The 25,567-nt window shown below is 58.7% G+C and carries 21 protein-coding genes and 1 pseudogene; 7 read left to right on the top strand and 15 right to left on the bottom strand.

Features of this window, described 5'->3' with window-relative positions:
- Nucleotides 1–106 precede the first annotated feature (106 nt).
- From xerD to ffh, 6 genes are all read right to left on the bottom strand, one after another.
- Nucleotides 107–1,003 (bottom strand): site-specific tyrosine recombinase XerD, encoded by an 897-nt coding sequence (gene xerD / locus PCPL58_RS08750; RefSeq protein WP_065349247.1) that lies wholly within the window; start codon nt 1,001–1,003, stop codon nt 107–109.
- Between the two features lie 103 nt (nt 1,004–1,106).
- Entirely contained in the window at nt 1,107–1,457 is a 351-nt protein-coding gene (gene rplS / locus PCPL58_RS08745; protein WP_002552524.1) for a 50S ribosomal protein L19, read from the bottom strand.
- A gap of 44 nt (nt 1,458–1,501) precedes the next feature.
- Nucleotides 1,502–2,254 (bottom strand): tRNA (guanosine(37)-N1)-methyltransferase TrmD, encoded by a 753-nt coding sequence (trmD, locus tag PCPL58_RS08740; RefSeq protein ID WP_065349246.1) that lies wholly within the window; start codon nt 2,252–2,254, stop codon nt 1,502–1,504.
- Nucleotides 2,255–2,259: 5 nt separating this feature from the next.
- Complete coding sequence (gene rimM / locus PCPL58_RS08735) at nt 2,260–2,799, bottom strand: ribosome maturation factor RimM (RefSeq protein ID WP_065349245.1); 540 nt, start codon at nt 2,797–2,799, stop codon at nt 2,260–2,262.
- A 5-nt stretch (nt 2,800–2,804) separates the two neighbouring features.
- Nucleotides 2,805–3,062, bottom strand: a complete 258-nt coding sequence (rpsP, locus tag PCPL58_RS08730) for a 30S ribosomal protein S16 (protein WP_002552521.1) — start codon at nt 3,060–3,062, stop codon at nt 2,805–2,807.
- A gap of 247 nt (nt 3,063–3,309) precedes the next feature.
- Nucleotides 3,310–4,686, bottom strand: coding sequence for a signal recognition particle protein (ffh, locus tag PCPL58_RS08725; RefSeq protein WP_010427934.1), 1,377 nt, complete (start codon nt 4,684–4,686; stop codon nt 3,310–3,312).
- Nucleotides 4,687–4,899: 213 nt separating this feature from the next.
- On the opposite strand from ffh, the gene PCPL58_RS08720 reads away from it, so the two are divergent.
- From PCPL58_RS08720 to PCPL58_RS08710, 3 genes are all read left to right on the top strand, one after another.
- Nucleotides 4,900–5,712: a cytochrome C assembly family protein gene (locus tag PCPL58_RS08720; RefSeq protein ID WP_003314223.1), complete on the top strand. Its 813-nt coding sequence runs from the start codon at nt 4,900–4,902 to the stop codon at nt 5,710–5,712.
- Between the two features lie 12 nt (nt 5,713–5,724).
- Entirely contained in the window at nt 5,725–6,972 is a 1,248-nt protein-coding gene (locus PCPL58_RS08715; protein ID WP_065349244.1) for a transporter associated domain-containing protein, read from the top strand.
- Between the two features lie 146 nt (nt 6,973–7,118).
- A complete protein-coding gene (locus PCPL58_RS08710; protein WP_003364998.1) occupies nt 7,119–8,429 on the top strand; it encodes an MFS transporter in 1,311 nt (436 codons plus the stop codon).
- A gap of 72 nt (nt 8,430–8,501) precedes the next feature.
- Here the strand turns inward: PCPL58_RS08710 and purT are convergent, their stop codons facing one another.
- The 5 genes from purT to PCPL58_RS08685 form a co-directional block, all read right to left on the bottom strand.
- On the bottom strand, nt 8,502–9,683 hold the full coding sequence (gene purT / locus PCPL58_RS08705) for a formate-dependent phosphoribosylglycinamide formyltransferase (protein WP_065349243.1): 1,182 nt from the start codon (nt 9,681–9,683) through the stop codon (nt 8,502–8,504).
- Between the two features lie 103 nt (nt 9,684–9,786).
- Nucleotides 9,787–10,254: a hypothetical protein gene (locus PCPL58_RS08700; protein ID WP_003365000.1), complete on the bottom strand. Its 468-nt coding sequence runs from the start codon at nt 10,252–10,254 to the stop codon at nt 9,787–9,789.
- A gap of 202 nt (nt 10,255–10,456) precedes the next feature.
- Nucleotides 10,457–10,675, bottom strand: a complete 219-nt coding sequence (locus PCPL58_RS08695; protein ID WP_003365002.1) for a DUF1289 domain-containing protein — start codon at nt 10,673–10,675, stop codon at nt 10,457–10,459.
- A complete protein-coding gene (locus PCPL58_RS08690; RefSeq protein WP_003433434.1) occupies nt 10,675–11,199 on the bottom strand; it encodes a gamma carbonic anhydrase family protein in 525 nt (174 codons plus the stop codon). The genes PCPL58_RS08695 and PCPL58_RS08690 overlap by 1 nt, the downstream gene beginning before the upstream one ends.
- A 69-nt stretch (nt 11,200–11,268) precedes the next feature.
- Nucleotides 11,269–11,865 (bottom strand): CoA pyrophosphatase, encoded by a 597-nt coding sequence (locus PCPL58_RS08685; protein WP_003365012.1) that lies wholly within the window; start codon nt 11,863–11,865, stop codon nt 11,269–11,271.
- A gap of 150 nt (nt 11,866–12,015) precedes the next feature.
- Between PCPL58_RS08685 and PCPL58_RS08680 the strand changes: the two genes are divergently transcribed.
- Nucleotides 12,016–12,567, top strand: a complete 552-nt coding sequence (locus tag PCPL58_RS08680) for an NUDIX hydrolase (RefSeq protein WP_010428262.1) — start codon at nt 12,016–12,018, stop codon at nt 12,565–12,567.
- A 202-nt stretch (nt 12,568–12,769) separates the two neighbouring features.
- A pseudogene (locus PCPL58_RS08675) lies at nt 12,770–13,192 on the top strand (L,D-transpeptidase family protein); the annotation flags it as partial.
- A gap of 115 nt (nt 13,193–13,307) precedes the next feature.
- Here PCPL58_RS08675 and PCPL58_RS08670 read toward each other — a convergent pair.
- Both PCPL58_RS08670 and purL read right to left on the bottom strand, forming a co-directional pair.
- Nucleotides 13,308–13,619: a YqfO family protein gene (locus tag PCPL58_RS08670; RefSeq protein ID WP_044309228.1), complete on the bottom strand. Its 312-nt coding sequence runs from the start codon at nt 13,617–13,619 to the stop codon at nt 13,308–13,310.
- A gap of 5 nt (nt 13,620–13,624) precedes the next feature.
- Complete coding sequence (purL, locus tag PCPL58_RS08665; protein ID WP_065349242.1) at nt 13,625–17,521, bottom strand: phosphoribosylformylglycinamidine synthase; 3,897 nt, start codon at nt 17,519–17,521, stop codon at nt 13,625–13,627.
- Between the two features lie 213 nt (nt 17,522–17,734).
- Between purL and mltF the strand changes: the two genes are divergently transcribed.
- Entirely contained in the window at nt 17,735–19,231 is a 1,497-nt protein-coding gene (gene mltF / locus PCPL58_RS08660) for a membrane-bound lytic murein transglycosylase MltF (protein ID WP_083188348.1), read from the top strand.
- Here mltF and tadA read toward each other — a convergent pair.
- Together tadA and PCPL58_RS08650 are read right to left on the bottom strand one after the other, a co-directional pair.
- Nucleotides 19,228–19,731 (bottom strand): tRNA adenosine(34) deaminase TadA, encoded by a 504-nt coding sequence (gene tadA / locus PCPL58_RS08655; protein ID WP_065351026.1) that lies wholly within the window; start codon nt 19,729–19,731, stop codon nt 19,228–19,230. The two genes, mltF and tadA, sit on opposite strands and share 4 nt — an antisense overlap.
- On the bottom strand, nt 19,731–21,104 hold the full coding sequence (locus tag PCPL58_RS08650; protein ID WP_065351025.1) for a multicopper oxidase family protein: 1,374 nt from the start codon (nt 21,102–21,104) through the stop codon (nt 19,731–19,733). The genes tadA and PCPL58_RS08650 overlap by 1 nt, the downstream gene beginning before the upstream one ends.
- A 564-nt stretch (nt 21,105–21,668) precedes the next feature.
- Between PCPL58_RS08650 and PCPL58_RS08645 the strand changes: the two genes are divergently transcribed.
- Nucleotides 21,669–25,436, top strand: coding sequence for a hypothetical protein (locus PCPL58_RS08645; protein ID WP_065349241.1), 3,768 nt, complete (start codon nt 21,669–21,671; stop codon nt 25,434–25,436).
- The last annotated feature ends 131 nt before the right edge of the window (nt 25,437–25,567 follow it).

Here is a 25,567-nt window from a genome sequence, read left to right as displayed (position 1 = left end):
AAAAAGGAGTGCCAGCCTTGATAGGCGAAACCGGCAAAGCCTACCACATAAGGCTCGCGGGGCCGACTCGGAGCGACGTAAGAAGCTTCGCAAAATACGTCGTGAGTCAACCGCGTGGATGATGCTTGGCATGCAATTCCTGCAACCGCGCCCGCGCCACATGGGTGTAGATCTGCGTTGTCGAGAGATCACTGTGCCCGAGCAACATCTGCACCACGCGCAAGTCAGCGCCGTGATTGAGCAGATGGGTGGCGAAGGCATGGCGCAGGGTGTGCGGTGACAGGGATTTGCCAATGCCTGCAACCGTTGCCTGGTGCTTGATACGGTGCCAGAAGGTCTGGCGGGTCATCTGATCGCCACGGGTGCTGGGGAACAGTACGTCGCTGGGCTTTCCGCCCAGCAACTCGTCGCGGGCGCCGCGCAGGTAACGCTCGACCCAGACGATGGACTCTTCGCCCATGGGCACCAGTCGCTCCTTGCTGCCTTTGCCCATCACGCGCAGCACGCCCTGACGCAGATTGACCTGCTCCAGGGTCAGGCTGATCAATTCGGTCACGCGCAGACCGCAGGCATACAGCACCTCAAGCATGGCGCGGTCACGCTCGCCGATGGGCTCGCTCGGGTCGGGAGCAGCAAGTAATGCTTCGACGTCAGCTTCGGAAAGCGATTTGGGCAACGGCTTGCCCAACTGAGGCATGTCGATCTGCAGGGTGGGATCGACGGAAATCAGCTTTTCGCGCAGCAGGTAGCGGTAGAAGCCACGTGCGCCAGACAGGAAACGCGCCGTGGAGCGCGGCTTGTAGGCATTTTCAACGCGCCAGGCAAGATGATCGAGGATGACTTCACGCCCGGCACTGATCAGATCAACGTTGCGCTCCTGCAGCCAGCCGTTGAACAGCGCCAGATCACTGCGGTAAGAATCCCGGGTGTTGTCGGACAGGCCCTTTTCGAGCCAGAGCGCGTCCAGAAACCGGTCAATCAGCGGATGGTCGATGGCAGCCATGTTCACTCAGTGCGTGTGTCGGTAGACAAGGGGTGAATCATCAAACAGCAGACAGCAAAAAGGCAGCCCTGGGGCTGCCTTTTTTATGCATCGAAAAACTGTATCAGGACAGTTTTTCCTTGATGCGCGCTGCTTTACCGGACAGGTCACGCAGGTAGTACAGTTTGGCCTTGCGAACGTCACCGCGACGTTTCACAGCCATGCTGTCGATTTGCGGGCTGTAAGTCTGGAAAGTACGCTCAACGCCAACACCGTTGGAGATTTTACGAACAGTGAAAGCACTGTTCACGCCACGGTTACGCTTGGCAATTACAACGCCTTCGAATGCTTGCAGACGAGCGCGGTCGCCTTCCTTCACTTTAACCTGGACGACAATGGTGTCGCCTGGTGCAAAGGTAGGGATCTCTTTGGTCATCTGCTCTGCTTCGAGGGCAAGAATGATTTTGTTAGTCATGCTGGTGCTCCTAAGGTAATCCGTCTGGATCGACCATCGATACGTTAACTATCGTCCCGCTCGCGGATGTATTCCGCCAGCAGCTTCTTCTCTTCTCCAGAAAGCGAGCGGCTTTCCAGAAGATCAGCGCGTCGTTCATAGGTCCGCCCAAGGGACTGCTGTAAACGCCAACGCCGGATGTGCGCGTGATTGCCACTTAGCAACACGTCGGGAACACGCTGATCCGCATACACCTCAGGTCGGGTGTAATGCGGGCAATCCAGCAGACCGTCCGTGAAGGAATCTTCCTCCGCGGAGTCCACATGCCCTAAAGCTCCAGGCAGCAGCCGCGTAACCGCGTCAATCAGGACCATCGCCGGCAGCTCGCCACCGGAAAGAACATAGTCACCAATCGACCACTCTTCATCGACATGAGCATCAATAAAACGCTCGTCAATGCCTTCATAACGACCGGCGATGAGGATAATCGCTTCCTCCTGCGCCAGTTCGCGTACCGCAGACTGATTCAGCTGGCGGCCTTGTGGCGACAGGTAAATCACCTTCGCCGCATCCCCTGCCGCTTGCCTGGCCTGAACCAGAGCATCTTCAAAGGGCTTGATCTTCATCACCATGCCAGGACCACCGCCAAATGGGCGATCATCCACAGTGTGATGGCGATCAGTGGTGTAATCCCGCGGATTCCAACAAGTAAGCTGCAACAGCCCTTGTTTCACCGCACGGCTGGTAATGCCGTATTCGCTGATGGCGGAAAACATCTCGGGAAACAGACTGATGACTTCTATGCGCAGGCTGGCCATGGCATTCAGAAGTCCGCGTCCCAATCCACCTTCATTTCGCCAGCAGCCATATCGATTGCCAACACGCATTGCTCTGTATAGGGCAACAGGCGTTCGCGATCATCCAGGCTACCCGCGCAGGGCTTTACAACCATTACATCGTTCGAACCGGTTTCGAGCAGGTGATCGATTTTCCCGAGCAATTGCCCGAGTTGGTCGATGACCTTGAGGCCTTCAAGCTGGTACCAGTAGTACTCGCCATCGTCCAGATCAGGGAACAGGTTACGCGGCACGCAGATTTCGTAACCGGACAGAAGACGTGCTTCTTCACGATCATCGAGACCCTTGAGCTTTGTGACCAGAAACTTGTTTTGCAAGCGTCCGCTGACCAGCTCCACCTGTTTATCAACGCTGCCTTCGCGCCGAAGCGTCCAGGTTTTGTAGTCCAACAGGTTTCCAATCGGATCAGTAAAGGAATAAACCTTCACTTCGCCGCGAACGCCATGAACCGAGTAAATCTTGCCAATAACGATCAGATCGTCGGCAGATGCAGGCGTCGCGCTCATAAGACTCAGGCCGCGGCCTTGGTCTTGTTGTGCTCTTTGAGCAGCTGGGCAACGCGCTCGGAAGTTTGTGCACCCACGCTCAACCAGTAGTTGACGCGTTCTTCGTTAACGGACAGACGGATTTCCTGACCACGGGCAACAGGGTTGAAGAAACCAACCTGTTCCTTGTGGGAACCGTCACGAGCGTTGCGGCTGTCGGTTACGGTCAGGTGGTAAAACGGGCGCTTTTTGGAGCCGCCAAGGGCAAGACGGATGGTTAGCATTGAACATCGTTCCTGTAGTCGGTGCTGCAAATCTAAGATGCACAGCGGGCATAGGTGCCCGAAAGGCCGCATATTCTAAGGAATATCCCGACTTTTGCAAATGTCTTTTTCCGGCGCCTATCGGCATGCCTTCCAGATTTGCGAGGGAGCTGTCGGTATGACAGCCGGCAAAAGCCCGCATGACGCGGGCTGACTGGGGGTTATCCCCCAGATGGGACGCGTGCAAAGCCTCTTGCACGCGACGCAATTACATTTTTGGCATGCCGCCGCCGGGGAACATTCCACCCATGCCGCGCATCATTTTGGCCATCCCGCCCTTGGCGGAGAATTTCTTCATCATCTTCTGCATCTGCTTGTGCTGCTTGATCAGACGCCCGATGTCCTGAACCTGAGTGCCCGAACCCATCGCAATGCGGCGCTTGCGCGAACCACTGACCAGATCCGGATCACGACGCTCGGCAGGGGTCATCGAGTTGATGATGGCTTCCATCTGCTTGAACTGTTTTTCCGCTGCGCCCTGGGCGTTGCCCATCTGCGACAGGTTGACGCCGCCGATGCTCGGCAATTTGTCCATCAGGCCGCCAAGGCCACCCATGTTCTTCATCTGCTGCAGCTGGTCGCGGAAGTCTTCGAGATCGAAGCCCTTGCCCTTCTTGAGCTTTTTCGCCAGCTTGTCGGCCTTGTCCTTGTCGAGGGTCTGTTCGGCCTGCTCGATAAGGCTGAGCACATCGCCCATGCCGAGGATGCGTGACGCGATGCGGTCCGGGTGAAACGGCTCCAGCGCCTCGCTCTTCTCGCCCATACCGATGAACTTGATCGGCTTGCCGGTAATGGCACGCACCGACAAGGCGGCACCACCGCGGGCATCACCGTCGACCTTGGTGAGGATCACGCCGGTCAGCGGCAATGCGTCACCGAAGGCCTTGGCGGTATTGGCAGCATCCTGGCCGGTCATGGCATCGACCACGAACAGCGTCTCGGCCGGCTTGACCGCCGCATGCAGCGCCTGGATCTCGCCCATCATCTCGACATCGACGTGCAAACGACCGGCGGTGTCGACGATGACCACGTCAATGAACTTGAGCTTGGCTTCTTTAATGGCCGCCTGGGCGATGTCCACCGGCTTCTGGCTGATGTCGGAGGCGAAGAACGTCACGCCGATGTCGTTGGCCAGCGTTTCGAGCTGCTTGATGGCTGCGGGACGATAAACATCGACCGACACCACCATTACGGTTTTTTTCTTGCGCTCTTTAAGGAAGCGCGCCAGCTTGCCCGCAGTGGTGGTCTTGCCCGCGCCCTGCAAACCCGCCATCAGGATGACGGCAGGCGGCGTGACATTGAGGACAAGATCTTCGTTGGCCGCGCCCATCAGGCTTTCGAGTTCGGCCTGGACGATCTTCACGAACGCCTGACCCGGGGTCAGGCTGCGCGACACCTCGGTGCCGACGGCGCGTTCCTTGACGTTATTGACGAAGTCTTTGACCACCGGCAAGGCGACGTCGGCTTCGAGCAACGCCATACGCACTTCGCGCAAGGTATCTTTGATGTTGTCCTCGTTCAGCTTGGCCTTGCCAGTAACATGGCGCAGCGTCTGCGAGAGGCGGTCAGTCAGATTTTCAAACATGCGCGATCCTTTCAGGCTCTCGTCGAACCCCGGTTGATGCGGCCCGGCCCGTAATGCAGAAATGGCGCTCGGCGAGCCTGCGGCTTGAGCAGGTCGCGGATTATAGCGAAGACTCCGTCGCACGGACACCACGCAGACTGCTTCTGTGGTCTTTCGTGATTTGCCGGTTCTATGCCAAACTCAGCGTCTTTTCAGGCCCGTCCATCAGGATCTATGTCCCCTTTGCCACCCAGCCTGCTTCCCAGCCTCGCCGCCGCCATCATTTATGCCGCTGCGACCGTCTATCAGAGCCTGCGCCTGAGCCAGGCCGTCAAGCCCGACAAGCGGCTGCTTTGCCTGCTCGGTACACTGGCGGTCATCGCACATGCCATTGGTCTGTTTTCCCAACTGACGCACTCGGTCGGCCTTGGCCTGGACTTTTTCAACTCGGCCAGCCTTATCGCGGCGTCGGTGATCGTCGTGACCCTGATCGCCACGTCGCGCATCCCGGTGGAAAACCTGCTGGTGCTGCTGTTCCCGCTGGGCATGGTCACCGTACTGCTTGCCCAGTTCGCCCCTAGCGGCACCGTGCAGCCGATCATGGAAGAGCCGGGCATCCTCAGCCACATCCTGCTGTCACTGCTGGCTTACGGGATGTTTACCATTGCTGCATTTCAGGCGCTGCTGCTGCTGTTGCAGGACTACCGCCTCAAGCACAAGCACCCTTCCGGGCTGATCAAGAACTTCCCGCCGCTGCAAACCATGGAAAGCCTGCTGTTCGGTTTCCTGTGGGCTGGCTGGTCATTGCTCTCGCTGTCGCTGATTTCCGGCTGGCTGTTCGTCGAAAACCTGTTTGCCCAGCATCTGGTGCACAAGACCCTGCTGGCCTGTCTGGCCTGGATCGTGTTCAGTGTGCTGCTGTGGGGGCGTAACCGCCTTGGATGGCGTGGTCACAAGGCCATTCGCTGGACCCTGGGCGGTTTCTGCCTGCTGATGCTCGCCTATTTCGGCAGCAAGCTGGTACGCGAATTCATCCTGCACATCTGACGGGCCCTGATCATGGATAATCTGCCCCTGGGCCCGTTGCTCGGTGTCCTCGCCCTACTACTGCTGTGGGCCGGCCTGCTGACCGCAGTCGAGGCTGCTCATCATCAAGTCAAGGTGATGCGCGCCGCCAGCCGCCCGGAAAAGTCGGCACCGCTTCCCGAGCTGGCGTTCAACCTGAACAGCCTGATTCTGGGCAATACCCTGATCAGGGTACTGATCACTGTCATCGCCACGCTTATCGCCGCCAGTTACTGGTTCTACAACGGTCCCACCGTGGCCTGGCTCGCTACCGTGAGCATCATGCTGGTCTTCGCCGAATACATGCCCCGCCGCCTGGCGAACCGCCACCCTGTCTCGACGCTGCTGCTGGGCAACAGTGTGCTGCGCATTCCGATGAAGATCGTCTGGCCGCTGGCCTACGTGTTCAATGTTCTGGCCAAGACACTGCTGCGTCCCTTCCTGTCTCGCGCCGTACAACAGCAGGATCAGGCTTTCGAAGACGACACGCAAAATAACCCGCGCAACGATGCTGCCCAGGAATACTCTCCGCGCGCCAGCGTGCTGTCAGGCATTCGTGCGCTGGACAGCATTACGGTCAATGACATCCTGATCCCGCGCAACGAAGTGGATGGCGTCAACCTCGATGACCCCATGGAAATGATCATCGAACGCCTGATCATTTCACGGCACACGCGCCTGCCGGTCTATCACAACGACATCAATCAGGTGCAAGGCGTCATCAATACCCGTGACATCAGCCACCTGCTGCCCAAGGGCACGTTGACCAAAGAGCAGTTGCTGGCGGTCTGCTACGAGCCTTATTTCGTGCCGGAAAGCACACCATTGCAGTTGCAGTTGCTGAATTTCCACAAACAGCAACGGCGTCTCGGCGTGGTGGTCGATGAATACGGCGAAGTGCTGGGCATCGTCACTCTCGAGGATATTCTCGAAGAGATTGTCGGCGAGTTCGAAAGCGAGCAGCGGCTGGATAATCCGCACGTCAAACAACAGGACGACGGGCGTCTTGAAGTCGAAGGCGCAGCGTCCATTCGCGACTTGAACAAGAGCCTTGGCTGGCACCTGCCTTCAGACGGTCCGAAAACCGTCAACGGGCTGGTTACCGAGGCACTGGAAACCATCCCGGACGCTCCAGTCTGCTTGAAAATAGGGCCTTACCGGCTGGAAATCCTCGAAACCGAGGACAACCGCGTCAAGCGTGTCGCCATGTGGCAGAACACGCTGGTCCGCACTTTCAAATAAATGTCTGCCTTCAAATAGATCGCCCCATCCTTGCCTCTCGACCCATTCGGGTTACTCTGCTCGACGCTGCACCCACAATCACAATAAATACATGCTTGCCGGACACGGTCCTTGCCGACCGGCGAGTCGACTGTCAGGGAATCCGCATGACCAGCACCCCGCTCTCTCGTGAAGATCACGACGCGCCCGCAAAGCCGGTGAATTCGACGACCCGCGTCGCTACGGCCAGCTTCATCGGCACGGCCATCGAGTTCTACGACTTTTACGTTTATGCCACCGCCGCCGCTCTGGTGATCGGTCCGGTCTTTTTTCCACAGACGTCGGGCACTGCACAGATGCTGTCGTCATTTCTGACCTTCGGCATCGCCTTTCTCGCTCGCCCTCTGGGGTCGGCGCTGTTCGGTCACTTCGGCGACCGGATCGGGCGCAAGTCGACGCTGGTGGCCTCGCTGCTGTTGATGGGGATCTGCACCACACTGATCGGCGTATTGCCAGGCTACGCGACGATCGGGGCATGGGCGCCGATTCTGTTGTGCGTGCTGCGCTTCGGCCAAGGGCTTGGCCTGGGTGGCGAATGGGGTGGCGCGGCACTGCTGGCGACCGAGAATGCCCCGAAAGGCAAGCGCGCCTGGTTCGGCATGTTTCCGCAACTGGGCCCTTCAATCGGCTTTCTCGCCGCCAACGGCCTGTTTCTGACGCTGGCAATGACCCTCAATGACGAACAATTCCGCGCGTGGGGCTGGCGGATTCCCTTTCTGCTCAGTGCCGTACTGGTCATGGTCGGACTGTACGTGCGTCTGAAGCTTGAAGAGACACCCGTCTTCGCCAAGGCCATGGCTCGCCATCAAAGGGTCAGCCTGCCCATCGTGGAAACCTTCGGTCAGCACTGGAAACCCATGCTGCTCGGTGCGGCGTCGATGGTGGTCTGCTACGCACTGTTTTATATCTCGACGGTGTTTTCGTTGAGCTACGGCGTGGCCACGCTGGGCTATACCCGGGAAACGTTCCTGGGGCTGTTGTGCTTTGCGGTGCTGTTCATGGCGGCGGCCACACCGCTGGCTGCATTGGCGAGCGATCGCTTCGGGCGCAAGCCGGTGTTGATTGCGGGTGGCGTGCTGGCGATCCTGTCAGGTTTCACCATGGAGCCACTGTTGACCCACGGCAGCACCTGGGCTGTGGCGCTGTTTCTGTGCATCGAATTGTTTCTGATGGGCATCACGTTCGCCCCGATGGGCGCGCTACTACCGGAGCTGTTCCCGACACAGGTTCGCTATACCGGCGCATCGGCAGCCTACAATCTGGGCGGAATCGTCGGAGCGTCGGTCGCCCCCTTCTTCGCCCAGAAACTGGTGGCGATGGGTGGCCTGAGCTGGGTGGGCGGGTATGTGTCTGCAGCAGCGCTGATCAGCGTGCTGGCGGTGTTGAGCCTGAAGGAAACGCGGGACAGCGAGCTATAGCGTTGAGGTCATGGTGAATGCAGGCGGCAAGAATACGCGCAGCGTTGTTTCTTGCCGCCTGCGGCGTGAGCCTTACAACTTGACGTCGACTGCCTGCGAGGCACGAGTGGCCTTGGCACGGGCGGCTTCGATGGACTCGTCACGCGCCAGGGCAACACCCATGCGCCGCTGACCGTTGACTTCCGGCTTGCCGAACAGACGCAATGCGGTGTCGGGCTCGGCCAGCGCAGCACCAAGGTTGGCGAAAGCGGTTTGCGTGGATTGGCCTTCGACCAGAATCACTGCCGACGCCGAAGGGCCGAACTGGCGGATCAACGGAATCGGCAGGCCAAGAATCGCGCGTGCGTGAAGGGCAAACTGCGACAGGTCCTGAGAAATCAACGTCACCAGACCGGTGTCATGCGGGCGCGGCGAGACTTCGCTGAACCACACCTGATCGCCCTTGATGAACAGTTCGACGCCAAACATCCCGCACCCACCCAATGCCTCGGTCACCGCCTTGGCAACACGCTCGGACTCTGCCAGCGCAACAGGGCTCATAGCCTGCGGCTGCCAGGACTCCTGATAGTCGCCCTTTTCCTGACGATGCCCAACCGGCGCGCAGAACGTGGTGCCACCGATGTGACGCACGGTCAGCAGGGTAATTTCGTAATCGAAGTCGATGAACCCTTCGACGATGACGCGACCCTTGCCGGCGCGACCGCCCTCTTGCGCGTAGTCCCAGGCTTTCTGTATGTCATCGGTGCTCTTGAGCAGGCTCTGCCCCTTGCCCGAAGAACTCATGACCGGCTTGACCACGCACGGGAAACCGAGGTCTTCGACCGCCTTGCTGTACGCCTCGAAAGTGTCGGCAAAGTGGTAAGGCGAGGTCGGCAGCTTCAGCTCTTCAGCCGCCAGACGACGAATGCCTTCGCGGTTCATGGTCAGTTGCGCGGCGCGTGCGGTCGGGATCACAGTGAAGCCTTCGGCCTCAAGCTCAACCAGCGTCGCGGTGGCGATGGCTTCGATTTCCGGAACGATGAAATCCGGCTTCTCGGCCTCGATGACTGCGCGCAGTGCTGCGCCGTCGAGCATGTTGATCACATGGCTGCGATGCGCGACCTGCATGGCCGGCGCGTTCTCGTAACGGTCAACAGCGATCACTTCAACGCCAAGGCGCTGCAGCTCGATCACGACTTCCTTGCCCAGTTCGCCGCTGCCGCAGAACAGTACGCGCGTCGCGGTGGGCGACAGTGGAGTTCCGATTTGAGTCATCTCAGGTCCTCGTGAAGCAGATGTCGAGGGCTGCCCGCCGTATGCAAGCAACCGCTGTGGAGAAAGGCGCGCAATTTACCACGAAGCCCCGGCAAATGGGCGCTCAGCCCGGACACGCACTGTTGCGCGCCCGCCAGGCCATGATCATCCAGACAATGGTCACGCCAGCGAACTTCGATAGCAGCGCGGTGAGCACGACCGGCGCTGTCAGGGCGTCGATCATGCCGAAGAAGATAAAGGTATCCAGCGGAATGCTGAGTGCCGAGCTGATCCACAACCGATCACGCAACGGACGCCTGGTAATGCTGAACACCAGCCAGTCAATGCATTCGGAAACCGCAAACGCCGTGGCGCTGGCCAGTGCGATGGTGGGGTCGCTGGTGACATAGGACAGGACCAGCGCCACCAGCATGGCAATGATCGCGCCATGGCCAAAGCGAATCTGCACCATGTCCCGCAACACGAACACCAGCCCGCCCCAGGCAGACCAGATCATGTCCAGGTGCGGCGCACTGGAAAAGGCGAAGTTGATCAGCACGACACTGCTGATGTAAGCGATCAGGAAAAGCATGGAGGGTTTGGGCCTGTGCAAGCGAGCGGCAATGATAGCAAACACGGGCAAGAGCCGCGCCCAAGCGAAAACGAAAGCGTTATTCCTGACGTAGCAAATGCATCGACTGCACCGCCCTCTTCGCGAACAAGTTCGCGCCTACAAAAGCTCGCGGATAACCTGTAGGAGCAAACTTGTTCGCGGCTACAAGGCCATCAGAACATCAGCGTGCCCCGCCAACCGTCCACATCAGGCCGCTGGCTCTGGCGCGCTCGTCGCACAGGCCGAGCACGACACGCCGCTCGTCGTTGCTCATGCGGCTCCAGCGGGTGATCTCGGTGACGGTTCGCTGGCAACCGGTGCATATATCCTGCTCATCCAGTGCACAAATACTCACACAGGGGGAGCGGACCGGCTTTTCGATCGGGGTATCAGTGCTCATCAATCTTCCTGCACCGCTAGGTCACGGGCGTAACGCTGGGCATTGTGTACGTAATGGGCTGCGCTGGCTTCCAGCATCTGCTTCTGCACATCGGTAAGTTCGCGCACCACTTTACCCGGTGTCCCCATGACCAGCGAACCATCAGGAATGACCTTGTTTTCTCCGATCAGAGAATTGGCGCCGATGATGCAGTATTTCCCGATCTTCGCCCCGTTGAGGATGACCGCGTTGATGCCGATCAGGCTGTAGTCGTCAACACTGCAGCCATGCAGCATGGCGTTGTGGCCGATGGTCACGCCTTTGCCGATACTCAGCGGCGAGCCCATGTCGGTGTGCATCACCGTGCCGTCCTGCACATTACTGTTTTCACCGATGTGAATCAGTTCGTTGTCGCCACGCAACACCGCGTTGAACCACACACTCGCGCCGGCCTCGAGCCTGACATTGCCGATCAGCGTCGCATTGGGAGCCACCCAGCTCTGCGGATCGGTCTGGACACGGGATTCTCCCAGGCGAAATTTCATGCAGCCTCCTCGGGCGGGTCGTACTCATGGGGACGAACTATAAACAGTGACGCTTCAGGTGCCAGCGACTCAGATCGTCGAGCGTTCGGGCGGATGATGCAGGCTGATTCTGGTGTCGTACAGCACGTTGACCAGCTCGACGATCATGATCGCGGTAAGCCCCCAGATCTTGTACTCGCCATAACGGTAACTGGGCACGTACCAGCTGCGGCCTTCGTAATCTATACGGTGAGTGTGCTCGCGCGTGTCCTGACGAAAGAACTCCAGCGGCACGCTGAATACGGCAGCGATCTCGCCGTCATTGGGCTGGTATTCGACGAAGTCAGGTATCACCCCCACATAAGGCGTGACCTTGATACCGTGCTTGGAAATCAGCGGACTCAAAGGCCCGATCACCTCGACCAGCCCGGGAGGCAGGCCGATTTCCTCCTCGGCTTCGCGCAACGCCGTGAAAATCAGATCGGGGTCGCCCGGGTCGCGGCGGCCACCCGGAAACGCCACTTCACCGCCATGCGTCGACAGGCCACTGGCGCGCAGGGTCAGAATCAGCTCGGGTTGCTCGCTGCGGGTAATCGGCACCAGAACAGCCGCCTCGGGGAATTGTCGATCCGAGTCGAGGGTTTCTGGCGTATGACTGACTACACGGCGAAGTAGCTCATCCAGCATGGGAAATCTCGATTTGTTGCCTGTCTGGCATCATGCACCAAAGCAACGCTGCGCCCAAGCCCTTGTAGGACAACTCCGGTCATACTGAGGGTTGCCGAGCCGCCGCACGACAGGCCAAGATAGCGACTGCGTTCACTATCGACTGATCCCATGAAATTTTGCAGCCAGTGCGGCAACCCTGTTATCCAGCGCATTCCCGAAGGCGACAGCCGTTTGCGCTATGTCTGCGAGCATTGCCACACCGTTCATTACCAGAACCCGAACATCGTTGCGGGCTGCCTGGTGACGTTGGGCGGCAAGGTCCTGCTGTGCCGCAGGGCCATCGAGCCGCGCCTGGGTTTCTGGACGCTGCCGGCCGGTTTCATGGAAAACGGCGAAACCATCGAACAGGCTGCACGGCGCGAAACCATGGAAGAAGCCTGCGCCACCCTGAGCGAACTGCATCTGTACACCTTGATCGATGTGCCGCATATCAATCAGGTGCATGTGTTCTATCGCGGGGAGATGGCGAATGAGGCATTCGCCGCAGGCATCGAGAGCCTGGAAGTGCAGTTATTCGACGAAGCCGACATTCCGTGGTCGGACCTGGCTTTCATGACAGTCGGGCGTACCCTAGAATACTTCTTTGCGGATCGGCGTCGGCAGACCTACCCGGTTCATACCAGCGCCCTTCCCCCGTCACGTCCGTTGCTGGACACCTGAAAGCCAGGGTCGCACACAACATCGGCGCTTTTGTTAAAGAAGTATCTTCAGGGAAATCGTAATGCGCTGGTTGCTCGCACTCTTTTGCATGTCGTTCATGCCGCTTTCGCAGGCCGCGTTTACTCAAACTATCGTGCCCAAGGGCAGCGAACAGAAAATCATCAATAACAAGGTCATCAATACCGAGAGTATCGCCAGCAAGCCTATCGACAAGGTGCTGGTGCTAAAGTCGGTGCGCCAATTGCAGCTGATCAGCGGTGGCGAGGCATTGAAGACCTACCGAATCTCACTGGGCAAGAACCCCAAGGGCACCAAGCTGCAGGAAGGCGATCAACGCACGCCGGAAGGTTTCTACTGGCTCGACTGGCGCAAGCCCAGCAATAACTACAACCTGTCGATGCACATTTCCTACCCGAATATCTCGGACTCGGCACGCGCACGTTCCGCAGGCGTAAAACCGGGGAGCATGATCATGATCCACGGCACACCGGTGGATGAAGAGTATCCGGAATGGTATTTCCACACGCTGGACTGGACCAACGGCTGCATCGCGCTGAAGAACAACGACATGCGGGAAATATGGGATCTGGTGAAAGACGGGACGATGATCGAAATTCGGCCCTGAATAGACGGCGTTGCGCATTCGCGAGCAAGCTCGCTCCCGCGAGACACTCTGAGCGATGGTTATCGTCCCCACGCTCCAGCGTGGTGATGCATTTCCGGACGCTCTGCGCCCAACTTCAGAACTCTGCCAGCCGCCATACTTCATAAGCAGGCGTTTCGTAGGGATGGCTCTGCCTGAGAGCCTCCACCACGTGCTGAATCAGTTCGTCAGCGACGACCAGCTCGACCTTCCACTCCTCTACCGACTCGACCACACCGCTCTGCCCGATAAATGGCTGACTGCCATCCAGCGGGCGGAACTGGCCCTGGCCGAGCACTTGCCACGAGCAGTGATCGTAAGCGCCGATTCGCCCTGCACCAGCAGCGAATACGGCGTTCTTGACCTCGTCCACATGGCTCGGCGGAACGAAGAAGGCGAGCTTGTACACGCGCCTTAGTTAACCCAGGCCCGCGCGTTGCGGAACATGCGCATCCAGGCACCGTCCTCGTTCCAGTCCTCAGGACGCCACGAGTTCTGCACTGCACGGAATACACGCTCCGGGTGCGGCATCATGATGGTCACACGACCGTCGAGGGTGGTCATGCCGCCAATACCGCGTGGCGAGCCGTTCGGGTTGGCCGGGTAGGTTTCAGTCACCTTGCCGTGGTTGTCGACGAAGCGCAGTGCCACGGTGCCGGAAACGTCAGCTTCAAGCAGTGCATCGTCACTGCGGAACTCCGCGTGCCCTTCGCCATGCGCGATGGCGATTGGCATACGCGAACCGGCCATGCCCTGCAGGAAGATCGACGCCGACTCCTGAACCTGGACCATAGCCACACGCGCTTCGAACTGTTCGGAGCGGTTACGCACGAAATGCGGCCAGAACTCGCTGCCCGGAATCAGCTCGTGCAGGTTGGACAGCATCTGGCAACCGTTGCACACACCAAGCGTGAAGCTGTCGGAACGCTCGAAGAAGCCCTGGAACGCATCACGCGCACGGCTGTTGAACAATGCCGACTTGGCCCAGCCTTCGCCGGCACCCAATACGTCGCCGTAAGAGAAGCCACCGCAGGCGACCATGCCCTTGAAGTCGTTCAGGTCGACACGACCGGCAAGGATATCGCTCATGTGCACGTCGATTGCGTTGAAGCCGGCACGATCAAAGGCTGCCGCCATTTCGACCTGACCGTTGACACCCTGCTCGCGCAGAACGGCAATCTGAGGACGAACACCCGTCTTGATGTACGGCGCGGCGATATCTTCGTTGACGTCGAAGCCCAGCTTGACGGTCAGGCCCGGATTGTCCTCTTCCAGCAGCGCATCGAATTCCTGATCCGCGCATTCGGCGTTGTCACGCAGGCGCTGGATCTGATAGCTGGTCTCGGCCCACTGACGTTGCAACAGACGACGCTGGCCACTGAATACCGGCTCGCCATGGAAGCTGATCGATACTTCATCGTTGTTGATCGGCTGACCGATCACTGCCACGCAGTCTTCCAGACCGGCCGCGCTGAATTGCGCCAGCACCAGTGGAGTAGCGTCCTGACGCACCTGGATGACCGCACCCAGCTCTTCGTTGAAGAGGATCGCGCTCAGTTCGGAAACGTTGTCGGCCACACCGTCCAGATGCAGGTTCAAACCGCAGTGACCGGCGAAAGCCATTTCCAGCGTGCTGACCAGCAAACCACCGTCGGAACGGTCGTGATAGGACAGGATATGACCGTCGGAATTGAGACCCTGAATCACGGCGAAGAAGGCCTTGAGGTCTTCAGCGTCGTCGACGTCCGGAGCGACTCGGCCGAGCTTGCCGTGAGTCTGCGCAAGAATCGAGGCGCCCATGCGGTTCTGGCCACGACCCAGATCGATCAGGATCAGGTCGGTGATGCCCTTGTCCATGCGCAGCTCGGGCGTCAGGGTCTGACGGATGTCGACCACTGGCGCAAAGCCCGTCACGATCAATGACAGCGGCGAGGTCACGCTCTTTTCGGTGCCCTCGTCACTCCAGCGGGTCTTCATGGACATCGAGTCCTTGCCCACTGGAATGGTGATCCCCAGTTCCGGACACAGCTCCATGCCCACCGCTTTCACGGTGTCATAAAGACGCGCGTCTTCTCCAGGGTGGCCAGCCGCCGACATCCAGTTGGCCGACAGCTTGATGTCAGAAAGCTTTTCAATACGCGAGGCCGCGATGTTGGTCAGCGTTTCGCCGATCGCCATACGGCCCGACGCCGGAGCATTCAGCAGCGCCAGCGGAGTACGCTCGCCCATTGCCATGGCTTCGCCGGTGTTGACGTCGAAGCTGGTGGCGGTGACGGCGCAGTCAGCCACAGGCACCTGCCATGGACCGACCATCTGATCGCGAGCGACCAGACCGGTAATGCTGCGGTCACCGATGGTGATCAGGAAGCTTTTGCTGGCGACTGCCGGGTGGCGCAATACGCGCTGCACACTTTCTTCGATGTCCAGCGTGCTTGGATCGAAATCATCGCCGATCTCTTCTTCGCGGGAGACCGAGCGGTGCATGCGCGGCGCCTTGCCCAGCAGGACTTCCAGCGGCATGTCTACCGGACTGTTACCGAAATGGCTGTCAGTAACGGTCAGTTGCGGCTCTGCCGTGGCTTCGCCGACAACCGCAAACGGGCAGCGCTCGCGCTCGCAGATAGCCTTGAAGCGCTCGAAATCCTCGACGCCAACGGCCAGCACGTAACGCTCCTGGGATTCGTTGCTCCAGATTTCCAGCGGGGCCATGCCCGGCTCGTCATTCGGTACGTTACGCAGTTCGAAACGTCCGCCGCGATCGCCATCGTTGACCAGTTCAGGGAAGGCGTTGGACAGACCACCGGCACCGACGTCGTGGATGAAGCTGATCGGGTTACGGTCGCCCAACTGCCAGCAGCGGTCGATGACTTCCTGGCAACGACGCTCCATCTCGGGGTTTTCACGCTGAACCGAAGCGAAATCCAGGTCTGCGGAGCTGGTGCCGGTTGCCATCGAGGAGGCCGCGCCGCCACCCAGGCCGATCAGCATCGCCGGGCCACCCAGTACAATCAGCTTGGAACCCACGGTGATCTCGCCCTTCTGGACGTGATCTTCACGGATGTTGCCCATACCGCCCGCGAGCATGATCGGCTTGTGGTAACCACGAACCTCGTCACCGTGGTGTGTGGTGATGGACTGCTCGAAGGTACGGAAATAGCCAGTCAGCGCCGGACGACCGAACTCGTTGTTGAACGCCGCGCCACCCAGCGGGCCTTCAATCATGATGTCCAGCGCCGTCACGATGCGCTCGGGCTTGCCGTACGGCACCTCCCAAGGCTGCACGAAACCGGGGATCCGCAGGTTGGAGACGGTGAAACCGGTCAGCCCGGCCTTGGGCTTGGCACCGCGACCGGTTGCACCTTCGTCGCGAATCTCGCCGCCGGAGCCGGTCGCTGCACCAGGAAACGGCGCAATGGCGGTCGGGTGGTTGTGCGTCTCGACCTTCATCAGAATGTGCACAGGCTCCTGAACCGCGCCGTACTGACGGGTTTCAGGGTCCGGGAAGAAACGACCGGCGACGTTACCGACGATCACAGAAGCGTTGTCCTTGTATGCGGACAGCACGCCTTCGTTGTGCATCTGGTAGGTGTTCTTGATCATGCCGAACAGGCTTTTTTCCTGGCTCTGACCGTCGATGTCCCAACTGGCGTTGAAAATCTTGTGACGGCAGTGCTCGGAGTTCGCCTGGGCAAACATCATCAGCTCGATGTCGTGCGGGTTGCGCCCCAGACCATTGAAGCTGGTGATCAGGTAATCGATTTCATCTTCGGCGAGGGCCAGGCCCAGCTCGACGTTGGCTTTTTCCAGTGCCGCGCGACCGCCACCCAGAATGTCCACAGCGGTCAGCGGCTTGGGCTGAGCGTGGCTGAACAGGTTGGCAGCCTGCTCGAGGTCGCCCAATACCAGTTGCGTCATGCGGTCGTGCAGGCTGTCGGCGATTGCCTGGGCCTCGGTCTCGCTGAACTGGCCTTCTACATAGAAGGCAATCCCGCGCTCTAGGCGCTGGATTTTGCTCAGACCGCAATTGCGAGCGATGTCGCTGGCCTTGCTCGACCAGGGTGAAATGGTGCCAAAACGCGGCAACACCAGAAACAGACGGCCACTCGGCTCTTGAACCGGCACGCTGGGGCCGTATTTCAGGAGGCGATCGAGAACCTGCTGTTCTTCGCTGGTCAGAACGTCGTTGACGTCAGCGAAGTGGGCGAATTCGGCGTACAAGCCACTGACAGCTGAAACTTTTTGTTTCAGTTGTTCTAGTAATTTGCTGTGGCGGAAAGCAGAAAGGGCAGGAGCACCGCGCAGGATCAACATCTTCGGGACAGCCTCGAGAAGGGGGTGTGCTTTGAGGCCGCGTATTCTAGCCTAAACCGGGCATTTGATCACCCAAAACGGCGGCATCCGCTGCGCCCGAATGTCGCCCCACGCAAAAAAACTCCGGAAATGCCCATAAAAGCCACTCGCCTATCAGACGCAAGCTTCACTGTCGAGATATGGCGCCCGGTGCGCTTTGCGTATACTGCACCGATGTTCTTCAAACCAGATTTCCGCCCACGTTGCGCCAAATGGCTCATCGCAACCGGACTCTTCCTGATGCTCGGCGCCTGTGTGGAAAAACCCACCACACTGGAGCGAGTCAAGGAGGACGGCGTACTGCGGGTGATCACTCGTAACAGCCCGGCGACTTATTTCCAGGATCGCAACGGTGAAACCGGCTTCGAATACGAGCTGGTCAAGCGTTTTGCCGAGGACCTGGGCGTCGAATTGAAGATAGAAACGGCTGACAATCTGGACGATCTTTTCGACCAGATGAACAAACCGGGCGGTCCGGTACTGGGTGCCGCCGGCCTGATCGAGACGCCAAAGCGCAAATTGCAGGCGCGTTTCTCGCATTCCTATCTGGAAGTCACCCCTCAGGTGGTCTATCGCAACGGCCAGTCACGGCCGACCGATCCCGGCGATCTGGTGGGCAAGCGCATCGTGGTGCTCAAAGGCAGTGCGCATGCCGAGCAACTGGCGGCGCTCAAGGCGCAGAATCCCGGCATTGAATATGAAGAATCTGACGCGGTCGAGGTCGTTGATCTCCTGCGCATGGTCGACGAAGGCCAGATCGACCTGACCCTGGTCGACTCCAATGAGCTGGCAATGAATCAGGTCTACTTCCCCAATGTGCGCGTGGCCTTCGACCTGGGCGAAGCCCGCGCACAGCGCTGGGCCGTAGCGCCGGGTGAAGACAATAGCCTGCTCAAAGAAATCAACGCCTACCTCGACAAGGTCGAAAAGAACGGCACGCTGCAACGCCTGAAGGACCGCTACTACGGCCATGTCGACGTACTCGGCTACGTGGGTGCCTACACCTTTGCCCAGCACCTTCAGGAACGTCTGCCCAAATACGAGAAACACTTCCAGACATCGGCCAAGAAAGAACAGGTCGACTGGAGACTGCTGGCCGCCATCGGCTATCAGGAATCGATGTGGCAGCCGACCGTGACCTCGAAAACCGGCGTGCGCGGCCTGATGATGCTCACCCAGAACACCGCGCAAGCCATGGGCGTATCCAACAGGCTGGATGCACGCCAGAGCATTCAGGGCGGGGCGAAGTATTTTGCCTACATCAAAGATCAGCTGGACGACTCGATTAAAGAGCCGGATCGTACGTGGCTCGCTCTCGCTTCCTACAACATTGGCAGCGGCCACCTCGAAGATGCGCGCAAATTGGCCCAGAATGAGGGGCTGAATCCTGATAAATGGCTCGACGTGAAAAAAATGCTGCCGCGTCTGGCACAGAAGAAGTGGTACAGCAAAACACGATACGGCTATGCCCGAGGCGGTGAGCCGGTGCATTTCGTAGCCAACATTCGCCGTTATTACGACATTCTGACCTGGGTGACGCAGCCACAGCTTGAAGGAAGTCAGGTCGCCGATGGCAATCTGCACGTTCCTGGCGTCGACAAGACCCAACCGCCCGTCCCGCCAGCCTCTCCCGTCCCCTCCTCCAGCAGCACGGACGAATCTGCGCTCTAAACGCTGTCTTTGCCAGCGTCCTTGGCTGCCCTGCGCACTCTGAAAAACTCGCTCAACATCGTCCCGCATTCCTCGCCCAGCACCCCGCCTTCGAACAGCACGCGGTGATTGAGAAATGCCTGACTGAAAAACTGCCCCTGGCTCTGCACGATGCCCGCCTTGGGCTCGAGCGCCCCGTAGACCACACGTGCCACGCGTGAGTGCACGATCAGCCCCGCGCACATGCTGCACGGCTCCAGCGTTACGTAGAGCGTGCTGCCCGGCAGGCGATAATTGTCCAGCGTCTTGGCGGCATCACGAATTGCGACCATTTCAGCATGCGCGCTCGGGTCGCTGCCGCTGATCGGGCAGTTGTAACCGCGACCGATGATCTCGCCGTTCTGCACCAGCACTGCCCCGACAGGCACCTCACCCAACAGTGCGCCTTGCGCGGCGAGCGCCAGCGCTTCACGCATGAAGTACTGATCCTTGCTGCGGTCGATGATCTGCGGTTGCCGCATCATGCCACCTCGATGGCGGCCATCAGGCCGGTTTCCATGTGATCGATCACGTGGCAATGGAACATCCATACACCAGGGTTATCCGCCACCAGCGCCACTCGCGCCCGCTCGTTACGACCCAGCAAGAACGTGTCAGTAAAGTACGGGATGATCTTACGCCGATTGGAGGCGATCACCTTGAAACTCATGCCGTGCAAATGAATCGGATGCTGATACTGAGTCATGTTCTTCAGTTCGAAGATATAGCTTTTACCGAGCTTCAACCTGGCGATAGGCCGATCGGCGCAGGTCTTGTCGGTAATGTCCCACGCTTCGCCATTGATCTGCCACAGGCTGGGCGGCTTGCCATTGTCGGTGTTGACCGACATGGAGCCCACCCACTCGAAGTTGAAATTGATCTTCTCGGCGTTATCCATATCAGGCTCGGCCACCGGATTAGCCGGCAGCTCGGGCGGCCACTGGCCGGGCGCGTCATTATTGGCGACCGAGCGGAACGTACCCAGGCGCACCGGGCCGTTACGCAGCGAGATCTCCTCGCCCGCCGGCGGAGCCTTGATCGCCAGACAGATGCGCATGCCCGGCCCCAGCCAGTATTCGTCACCGAAGGGACGAGGCTTTACCGGATTGCCATCCAGCGCATAGATCTGCGCCTCGGCGTCCGGCAGGTTGAGGCGGTAGGTCACGGTATTGTCGAGATTGAGCAAGCGCACGCGTGAGATCTGCCCGGCAGGCAACTCAATCACCGCCTGCGAAATACCGTTCAGCGTTGAAAGCCGCCCCGCCGTGCCCTCACGCGCCGCTTCACGTAGCACACTGAACTCGGTAAAGGCACCCTGCTCGTCCACGTGCCAGCTTTTCAGACTGACCGTACGCTCGTGGGCAAAACCGGTCGGCTCGCGCTCTTCGACAATCAGCGGCCCGACCAGCCCGCGGCCCAGCTCTTCGCTGCTGCTGACGTGCGGGTGATACCAGTAGCTACCGGCGTCCGGCACACGGAATTTGTAATCGAAGTATTCTCCCGGCTTGACCGGCAACTGAGACACATACGGCACGCCATCCATTTCCAGCGGCAAGCGGATGCCATGCCAGTGAATGGTCGTCTCGACCGGCAACTGATTGATGAAGCGCAGCCGCAGCCACTCGCCCTGGCGCACGCGCAACTCAGTGCCCGGCGCAGAACCGCCGAAGGCCCAGGCAGGTGTCTTGTGTCCCGCCACCAGTTCCACATCCAGCGGAGCGGCGATCAGCACGAAGTCCGAACCGGCCTCCGACTCGCGCCGCCCCATCCAGTAACGCGAGGCCCCACCCGCGCCAAGGCCTATGACGGCCAGACCGGCGATGCCTGTAAGGATTTGACGACGGGTAAAGGACATGAACGGCGCAACCTCAAAAACGACAACTGAGCGCATCTGCGAGCAAATGCGAGGGGCGAATACGATACACCTGCATTTGCGTAAAGATAAGGGCAGATACCACGAACTGAAGTCGAGGCGTAAAAAAGCCGGGCAAGGCAGTGACACCCGCTCCGGCTTTTTGCATCGATCAACCGCTATGACTGACTAACCCGCTGCAGCCATTCGCTATACGCCGGCTCTGCATCAAGCGGTAGATGGGCGCGGTAATACCCCAGTTCTTCCTGCATGCCAAACACCTTACACACCAACAGTGCCACGCGCGATGCAGGGCTATTCCTGGCAGTATTCAGCGATGGGCTGCTGATAAAAAGCATCCAGTGCCTGCTCACGCTGGCACTTCCAACGGATATTCAGACCCATCTGCAGGACTGTGACAACGCCACTATCGCACTGACCGTTATCACAACGTTTCACAACTTTTCACAACGATTTGCAGGTGATCGCAGTAAGAATCGAAGAACTCCTTTTTTCGCTTTCTTGCGGCCTTACCTTTCAAGGCTCGCCTTAACTGACGAGGCGCTCATGAACATCACGCCCAAAAACGACACGCTCCCTCGCGAAGGTCTTGCAGATTTCGAGTCGAGGCTTAAGCGCAGCATCGTTTCCGCCAAAGGCGATGAGCAGAAAAAGCCAGACCGCACCGCAACCGACAACGAGCAATGGCCGCCGATTGAGGGCACCACTGTTTCGGTCACGGACAAAGGTGACATGCGTTACGAGCGTGATGGGCAAGGTGTTGTTGTGGCGGCGTCGACTAATCCGAAGTTGTATCAGTTTCTCAAACAACTCGATGACCTGAGCCAGTCTCCGACACAGAAATCGCTGGTCGAAAAAGCCATCTCCGACGGGACCCCAATCGCAGATCGAAACACCGAGATACCTGCGTGGGGCGATATCAAGAACTTTGAATGGCAAGGTCAGCTGGAAACAGCCGAGGTGGTCACTTACGTCAAACAGGATGGTGAGAAGGTCACTGTTTCAAAATCACTCACACCGGAATTGTTCACTGCGGCTCAGCAAATGGGCCTCTCGCGCGTTACCGTGGAAAACCGCGTCAATAACAACGGGCGCGAAGTGGCAGACGAGAACGTCTATGTCGCGGATCACGACATCATCAAGGCTGGCACCAAGGACGAACTGGGTAACGGCGTGATCGAGTTCGAGAGCCGCGACGGCAAGCAATACGTGGTCTCCGAATATCAGAACAAGGAGCTGTATGACCGGGTTGCCGACAAGAGCAGTTCCGGGGTGCAGGGCGACGTGCAGAAGATCCGTGACGAACACGGCCTGGGCAATCTCGACGAACTGGATATTCTCAGTAAACCCACAGGCGTGAAGTCTGACGAGAAAGACAAGGACTCCGAAGACCTGACCGTGGTCGAGCTGGCCACCAAAAACCTGATGGACAAGTATCAGAAGCTGGTCGACGACAAGAAAGTCGACAAGAACAGCGACGTTTACAAACTGGTCATGGCGATCCAGGCCAAGGCCGGTATGGAAAGTGGACGCACCATCACGCCTTATATCGAAGAGCCTCGCGGCGCCGAGTCCTGGCGCAGGTTCGACAGCGAGGGCGAAACCCTGACAAGCGCCGATATGCAGGACATCCTCGACGGCAATAACATCGATAAGGCGTTGACGGAGCTGTTTGCCAATGGCAATGGCGAGAAGGACAAGATCGGCAAGGAATATCAGGCCGAGATGGACGCGGCCATCGAGAAAGTCAGCGGTGGCGATAAGGAAGCGTTGGCCAAGGACCTGCATGACAAGTTGGTCAGCAGCGAGTTTGTCGATTACCTCGCTGATCTGGACAAGGCCGGTAAAAAGTCCGAAGGACAATCCGATGTAGCCCGCCTGCTTTCCAGCCTGGAACTTCTCGATCCGCAATTGGCGAAAGACGCCCAGAATGAGCTGCAGAAAAACAGCGTCATGGCCGAAGTCGATAAGTTGATGGCCGACCCTGGCGGTATCCCGGACGAATATAAAGAGCTGGCCCTGAAGGACATTTTCTCTGCACTCAAACAGGGGATCAAAGGTATGGCGGATATACCCCGCCGTACTCAGGAGACGATCGAGAAATTCATCAACGAGTTGCTACAGGACAAAACCAAACTCAGCGATTTTTCGGACCAGGTGGACAAGGTCAAATCAGGCGAAATGACTCAGGCGCAGCTCGAGGAAAACCTGGCAGGTAAATACGTGGGTGCCGAAGACAAGGAAGGCTTCAAGAAAGCCATCGGTAAACTTAATCAGAGCGGCGTATTCGGCACCGCTGCGGGCTTCACCTCTCTCGGTGGCGCTATCTATATGCTGACGGCCAAGAACGGCCAACTTGCTGATGATCCACTGGAACGCCTGGCTATCGCCAAGGACTTCATCACCTTCCTGGGCTCCGGTGCGCAGTTTGAAAAGACTGGCATCTTTGATTTGATGACCCACACCAAAACTGCGGATTTGCTCGGGCTGAGCAAGAGCGTCCCGGAGATCTGGGGCAAGGAAGGTTTGTGGGGCAAAAAGATTGAAACGGCGCAGGCTGCCAATAACGTACCAGACGTTGCGGACGGTCTGGAGAACCGACTGGACAGCGTTTATGAGCTGCACAGCATCAGAGCAGGTAGCAGTATCGGCGACGTAATGGATCAGATTGGCCTGATCAATGAGGTCAACGACGCCGGCTCGCTTTCCGAGGACGTCAGTCGCGAACTGCTGGACGAGATCGTGACCCGATCTGGCGGCACTCCGCCCGCAGATTATTCGAAGTACGGCAATCTGAACGAACTGGCCGAAGATCTGAGGCTGAATATCGATCAGGATGCGGTGGTGCAGAGCATCAATTCTCAGCGCGCATCAGTCGACCTCCCCGCCCTGGATGCTGAAAGCCTGAACAATATGGCCGTCGAGGTGGAGCGTGCTGCCAGCACGCCGGTTCCGGACTCTGCTTCCGGCTCCGGTTACGCCAGCTACAGCGACTCGTTGTACGAACTCTACGACGATGCCGTGCAGCGCTTCGTCGCACAAGACATCACCCCGCCAACCCGTGAAGCGTTTGCTGCCGGCATTGAGGACCAGCTGGAGCGCAACGGTCAGCCGGTCCCGGCGGAAAACGATCGCGTCAACCTGAGTGAAATGCTTGGCAGCGACGAGATCGATCGCGAGTCGATCAACGTGATGCTCGAAGCCGATAATCAACCGATACCGGCTGATGACATCGTCGATAACATGCGCAACTCGGTCGGCCAGGCCGTGGCCGGTAATGCAGGGGGTGCGGGCCTGGTAGACCCACAATCTGTTGCACAAGGCGTTCAGAGTGCTGCACCGGACGGGGCGGACAAGGTGGTGCCCGGTGTATCGGCGCGCATTGCCGGGACAGTGGTCAAGGTACTCGGCGTAGCACCGGACATCATGAGCATCGCCGATATCGTCATGGGCGGGATCGCCATAAAGGATGGCATCAAGTCCGACAGCGATCTGGCAATTGCCAATGGCAGCCTGCAAATTGTTTCAGGTGTGGCGGGCACAGCAGCCGCCGGGATCGGGATCGCCGGTTTGCTCGGCCCTATCGGCGCCATTGCTGGAGCAACCGCGCCGCTATTTCTGGTGACGGCAGGCCTGGGGATCATTACTGGCATCATCAGCGTGTTCGTCGATCATCAGAAGAAACAAAAGGCCACCGACAAGGAAGGCCAGTGGTTCAAGGATCAGGCCGAACTGGGCTTCGCGCAGGACGACTGGGGCGACAAGCTTGAATACGGGCGTTACAGCTTCTACGAATATGAAGGCCGGGATGCACCGGACGATCAAAGCATCTTCGACTACCAGACCGAAGAGTGGAAACACTTCCAGGAAACCCCACAGGATCAGGGCTCGTCGATGATCCGCCTGGACGAAAGCGTGCATAAAGACAAAAACGGCATCGTTGGCGAGAATACCAACGGCTTGCCGATGGACGTTTACAACAAGGCGTACTACGACGCGCACAAGGAAGAGATCGAAACCATCCGCGAGAAGTGGGACGAATGGAACGGCAAGGACGATATCGTCAGCAAAAAGGACTTCGAGAAGATTCTGAGTGGTGGCGACGAGAAGGAAAAGGCTGCGGCCGAGTTTATTCTTAGTGACCAAGGCTTTTTCGACTTGCTGGATAACCTCTGGAAGAAAGACAAGCGCGACACGAAGATCAGCACGGATGACCTGGATACCTGGCTCAAGCTGATTGATGTGATGGATCGGACACCGGGTGAGACGGTGTTTTATGAGAAGCCGGAGTCGAATATTTATCGAGGCAGGTGAGTTCTTTGCTTGATTGGATGGGTGTTGTGTCGCTTCTGCTGGATAACTGACTGGCCGGTGGAGGCAGTGGCTGAGACTTTCTGAAAAGACAGTCTCAGCCATGTCACGGTGCAGGCCACTGTGCACTCCTC

It is taken from the genome of Pseudomonas cerasi (assembly GCF_900074915.1).
GTDB classification, from domain to species: Bacteria; Pseudomonadota; Gammaproteobacteria; order Pseudomonadales; family Pseudomonadaceae; genus Aquipseudomonas; species Aquipseudomonas cerasi.
Note: the sequence above shows the minus strand (reverse complement) of the source record. Positions and strands in the feature narration are given on the sequence as shown.

Bases quoted from the DNA above. Each gene is read 5' to 3' on its own strand.
- xerD (WP_065349247.1), bottom strand. From the start codon at position 1,003: ATGGCTGCCATCGACCATCCGCTGATTGACCGGTTTCTGGACGCGCTC.
- rplS (WP_002552524.1), bottom strand. From the start codon at position 1,457: ATGACTAACAAAATCATTCTTGCCCTCGAAGCAGAGCAGATGACCAAA.
- trmD (WP_065349246.1), bottom strand. From the start codon at position 2,254: ATGGCCAGCCTGCGCATAGAAGTCATCAGTCTGTTTCCCGAGATGTTT.
- rimM (WP_065349245.1), bottom strand. From the start codon at position 2,799: ATGAGCGCGACGCCTGCATCTGCCGACGATCTGATCGTTATTGGCAAG.
- rpsP (WP_002552521.1), bottom strand. From the start codon at position 3,062: ATGCTAACCATCCGTCTTGCCCTTGGCGGCTCCAAAAAGCGCCCGTTT.
- ffh (WP_010427934.1), bottom strand. From the start codon at position 4,686: ATGTTTGAAAATCTGACTGACCGCCTCTCGCAGACGCTGCGCCATGTT.
- PCPL58_RS08720 (WP_003314223.1), top strand. From the start codon at position 4,900: ATGTCCCCTTTGCCACCCAGCCTGCTTCCCAGCCTCGCCGCCGCCATC.
- PCPL58_RS08715 (WP_065349244.1), top strand. From the start codon at position 5,725: ATGGATAATCTGCCCCTGGGCCCGTTGCTCGGTGTCCTCGCCCTACTA.
- PCPL58_RS08710 (WP_003364998.1), top strand. From the start codon at position 7,119: ATGACCAGCACCCCGCTCTCTCGTGAAGATCACGACGCGCCCGCAAAG.
- purT (WP_065349243.1), bottom strand. From the start codon at position 9,683: ATGACTCAAATCGGAACTCCACTGTCGCCCACCGCGACGCGCGTACTG.
- PCPL58_RS08700 (WP_003365000.1), bottom strand. From the start codon at position 10,254: ATGCTTTTCCTGATCGCTTACATCAGCAGTGTCGTGCTGATCAACTTC.
- PCPL58_RS08695 (WP_003365002.1), bottom strand. From the start codon at position 10,675: ATGAGCACTGATACCCCGATCGAAAAGCCGGTCCGCTCCCCCTGTGTG.
- PCPL58_RS08690 (WP_003433434.1), bottom strand. From the start codon at position 11,199: ATGAAATTTCGCCTGGGAGAATCCCGTGTCCAGACCGATCCGCAGAGC.
- PCPL58_RS08685 (WP_003365012.1), bottom strand. From the start codon at position 11,865: ATGCTGGATGAGCTACTTCGCCGTGTAGTCAGTCATACGCCAGAAACC.
- PCPL58_RS08680 (WP_010428262.1), top strand. From the start codon at position 12,016: ATGAAATTTTGCAGCCAGTGCGGCAACCCTGTTATCCAGCGCATTCCC.
- purL (WP_065349242.1), bottom strand. From the start codon at position 17,521: ATGTTGATCCTGCGCGGTGCTCCTGCCCTTTCTGCTTTCCGCCACAGC.
- mltF (WP_083188348.1), top strand. From the start codon at position 17,735: ATGTTCTTCAAACCAGATTTCCGCCCACGTTGCGCCAAATGGCTCATC.
- tadA (WP_065351026.1), bottom strand. From the start codon at position 19,731: ATGCGGCAACCGCAGATCATCGACCGCAGCAAGGATCAGTACTTCATG.
- PCPL58_RS08650 (WP_065351025.1), bottom strand. From the start codon at position 21,104: ATGTCCTTTACCCGTCGTCAAATCCTTACAGGCATCGCCGGTCTGGCC.
- PCPL58_RS08645 (WP_065349241.1), top strand. From the start codon at position 21,669: ATGAACATCACGCCCAAAAACGACACGCTCCCTCGCGAAGGTCTTGCA.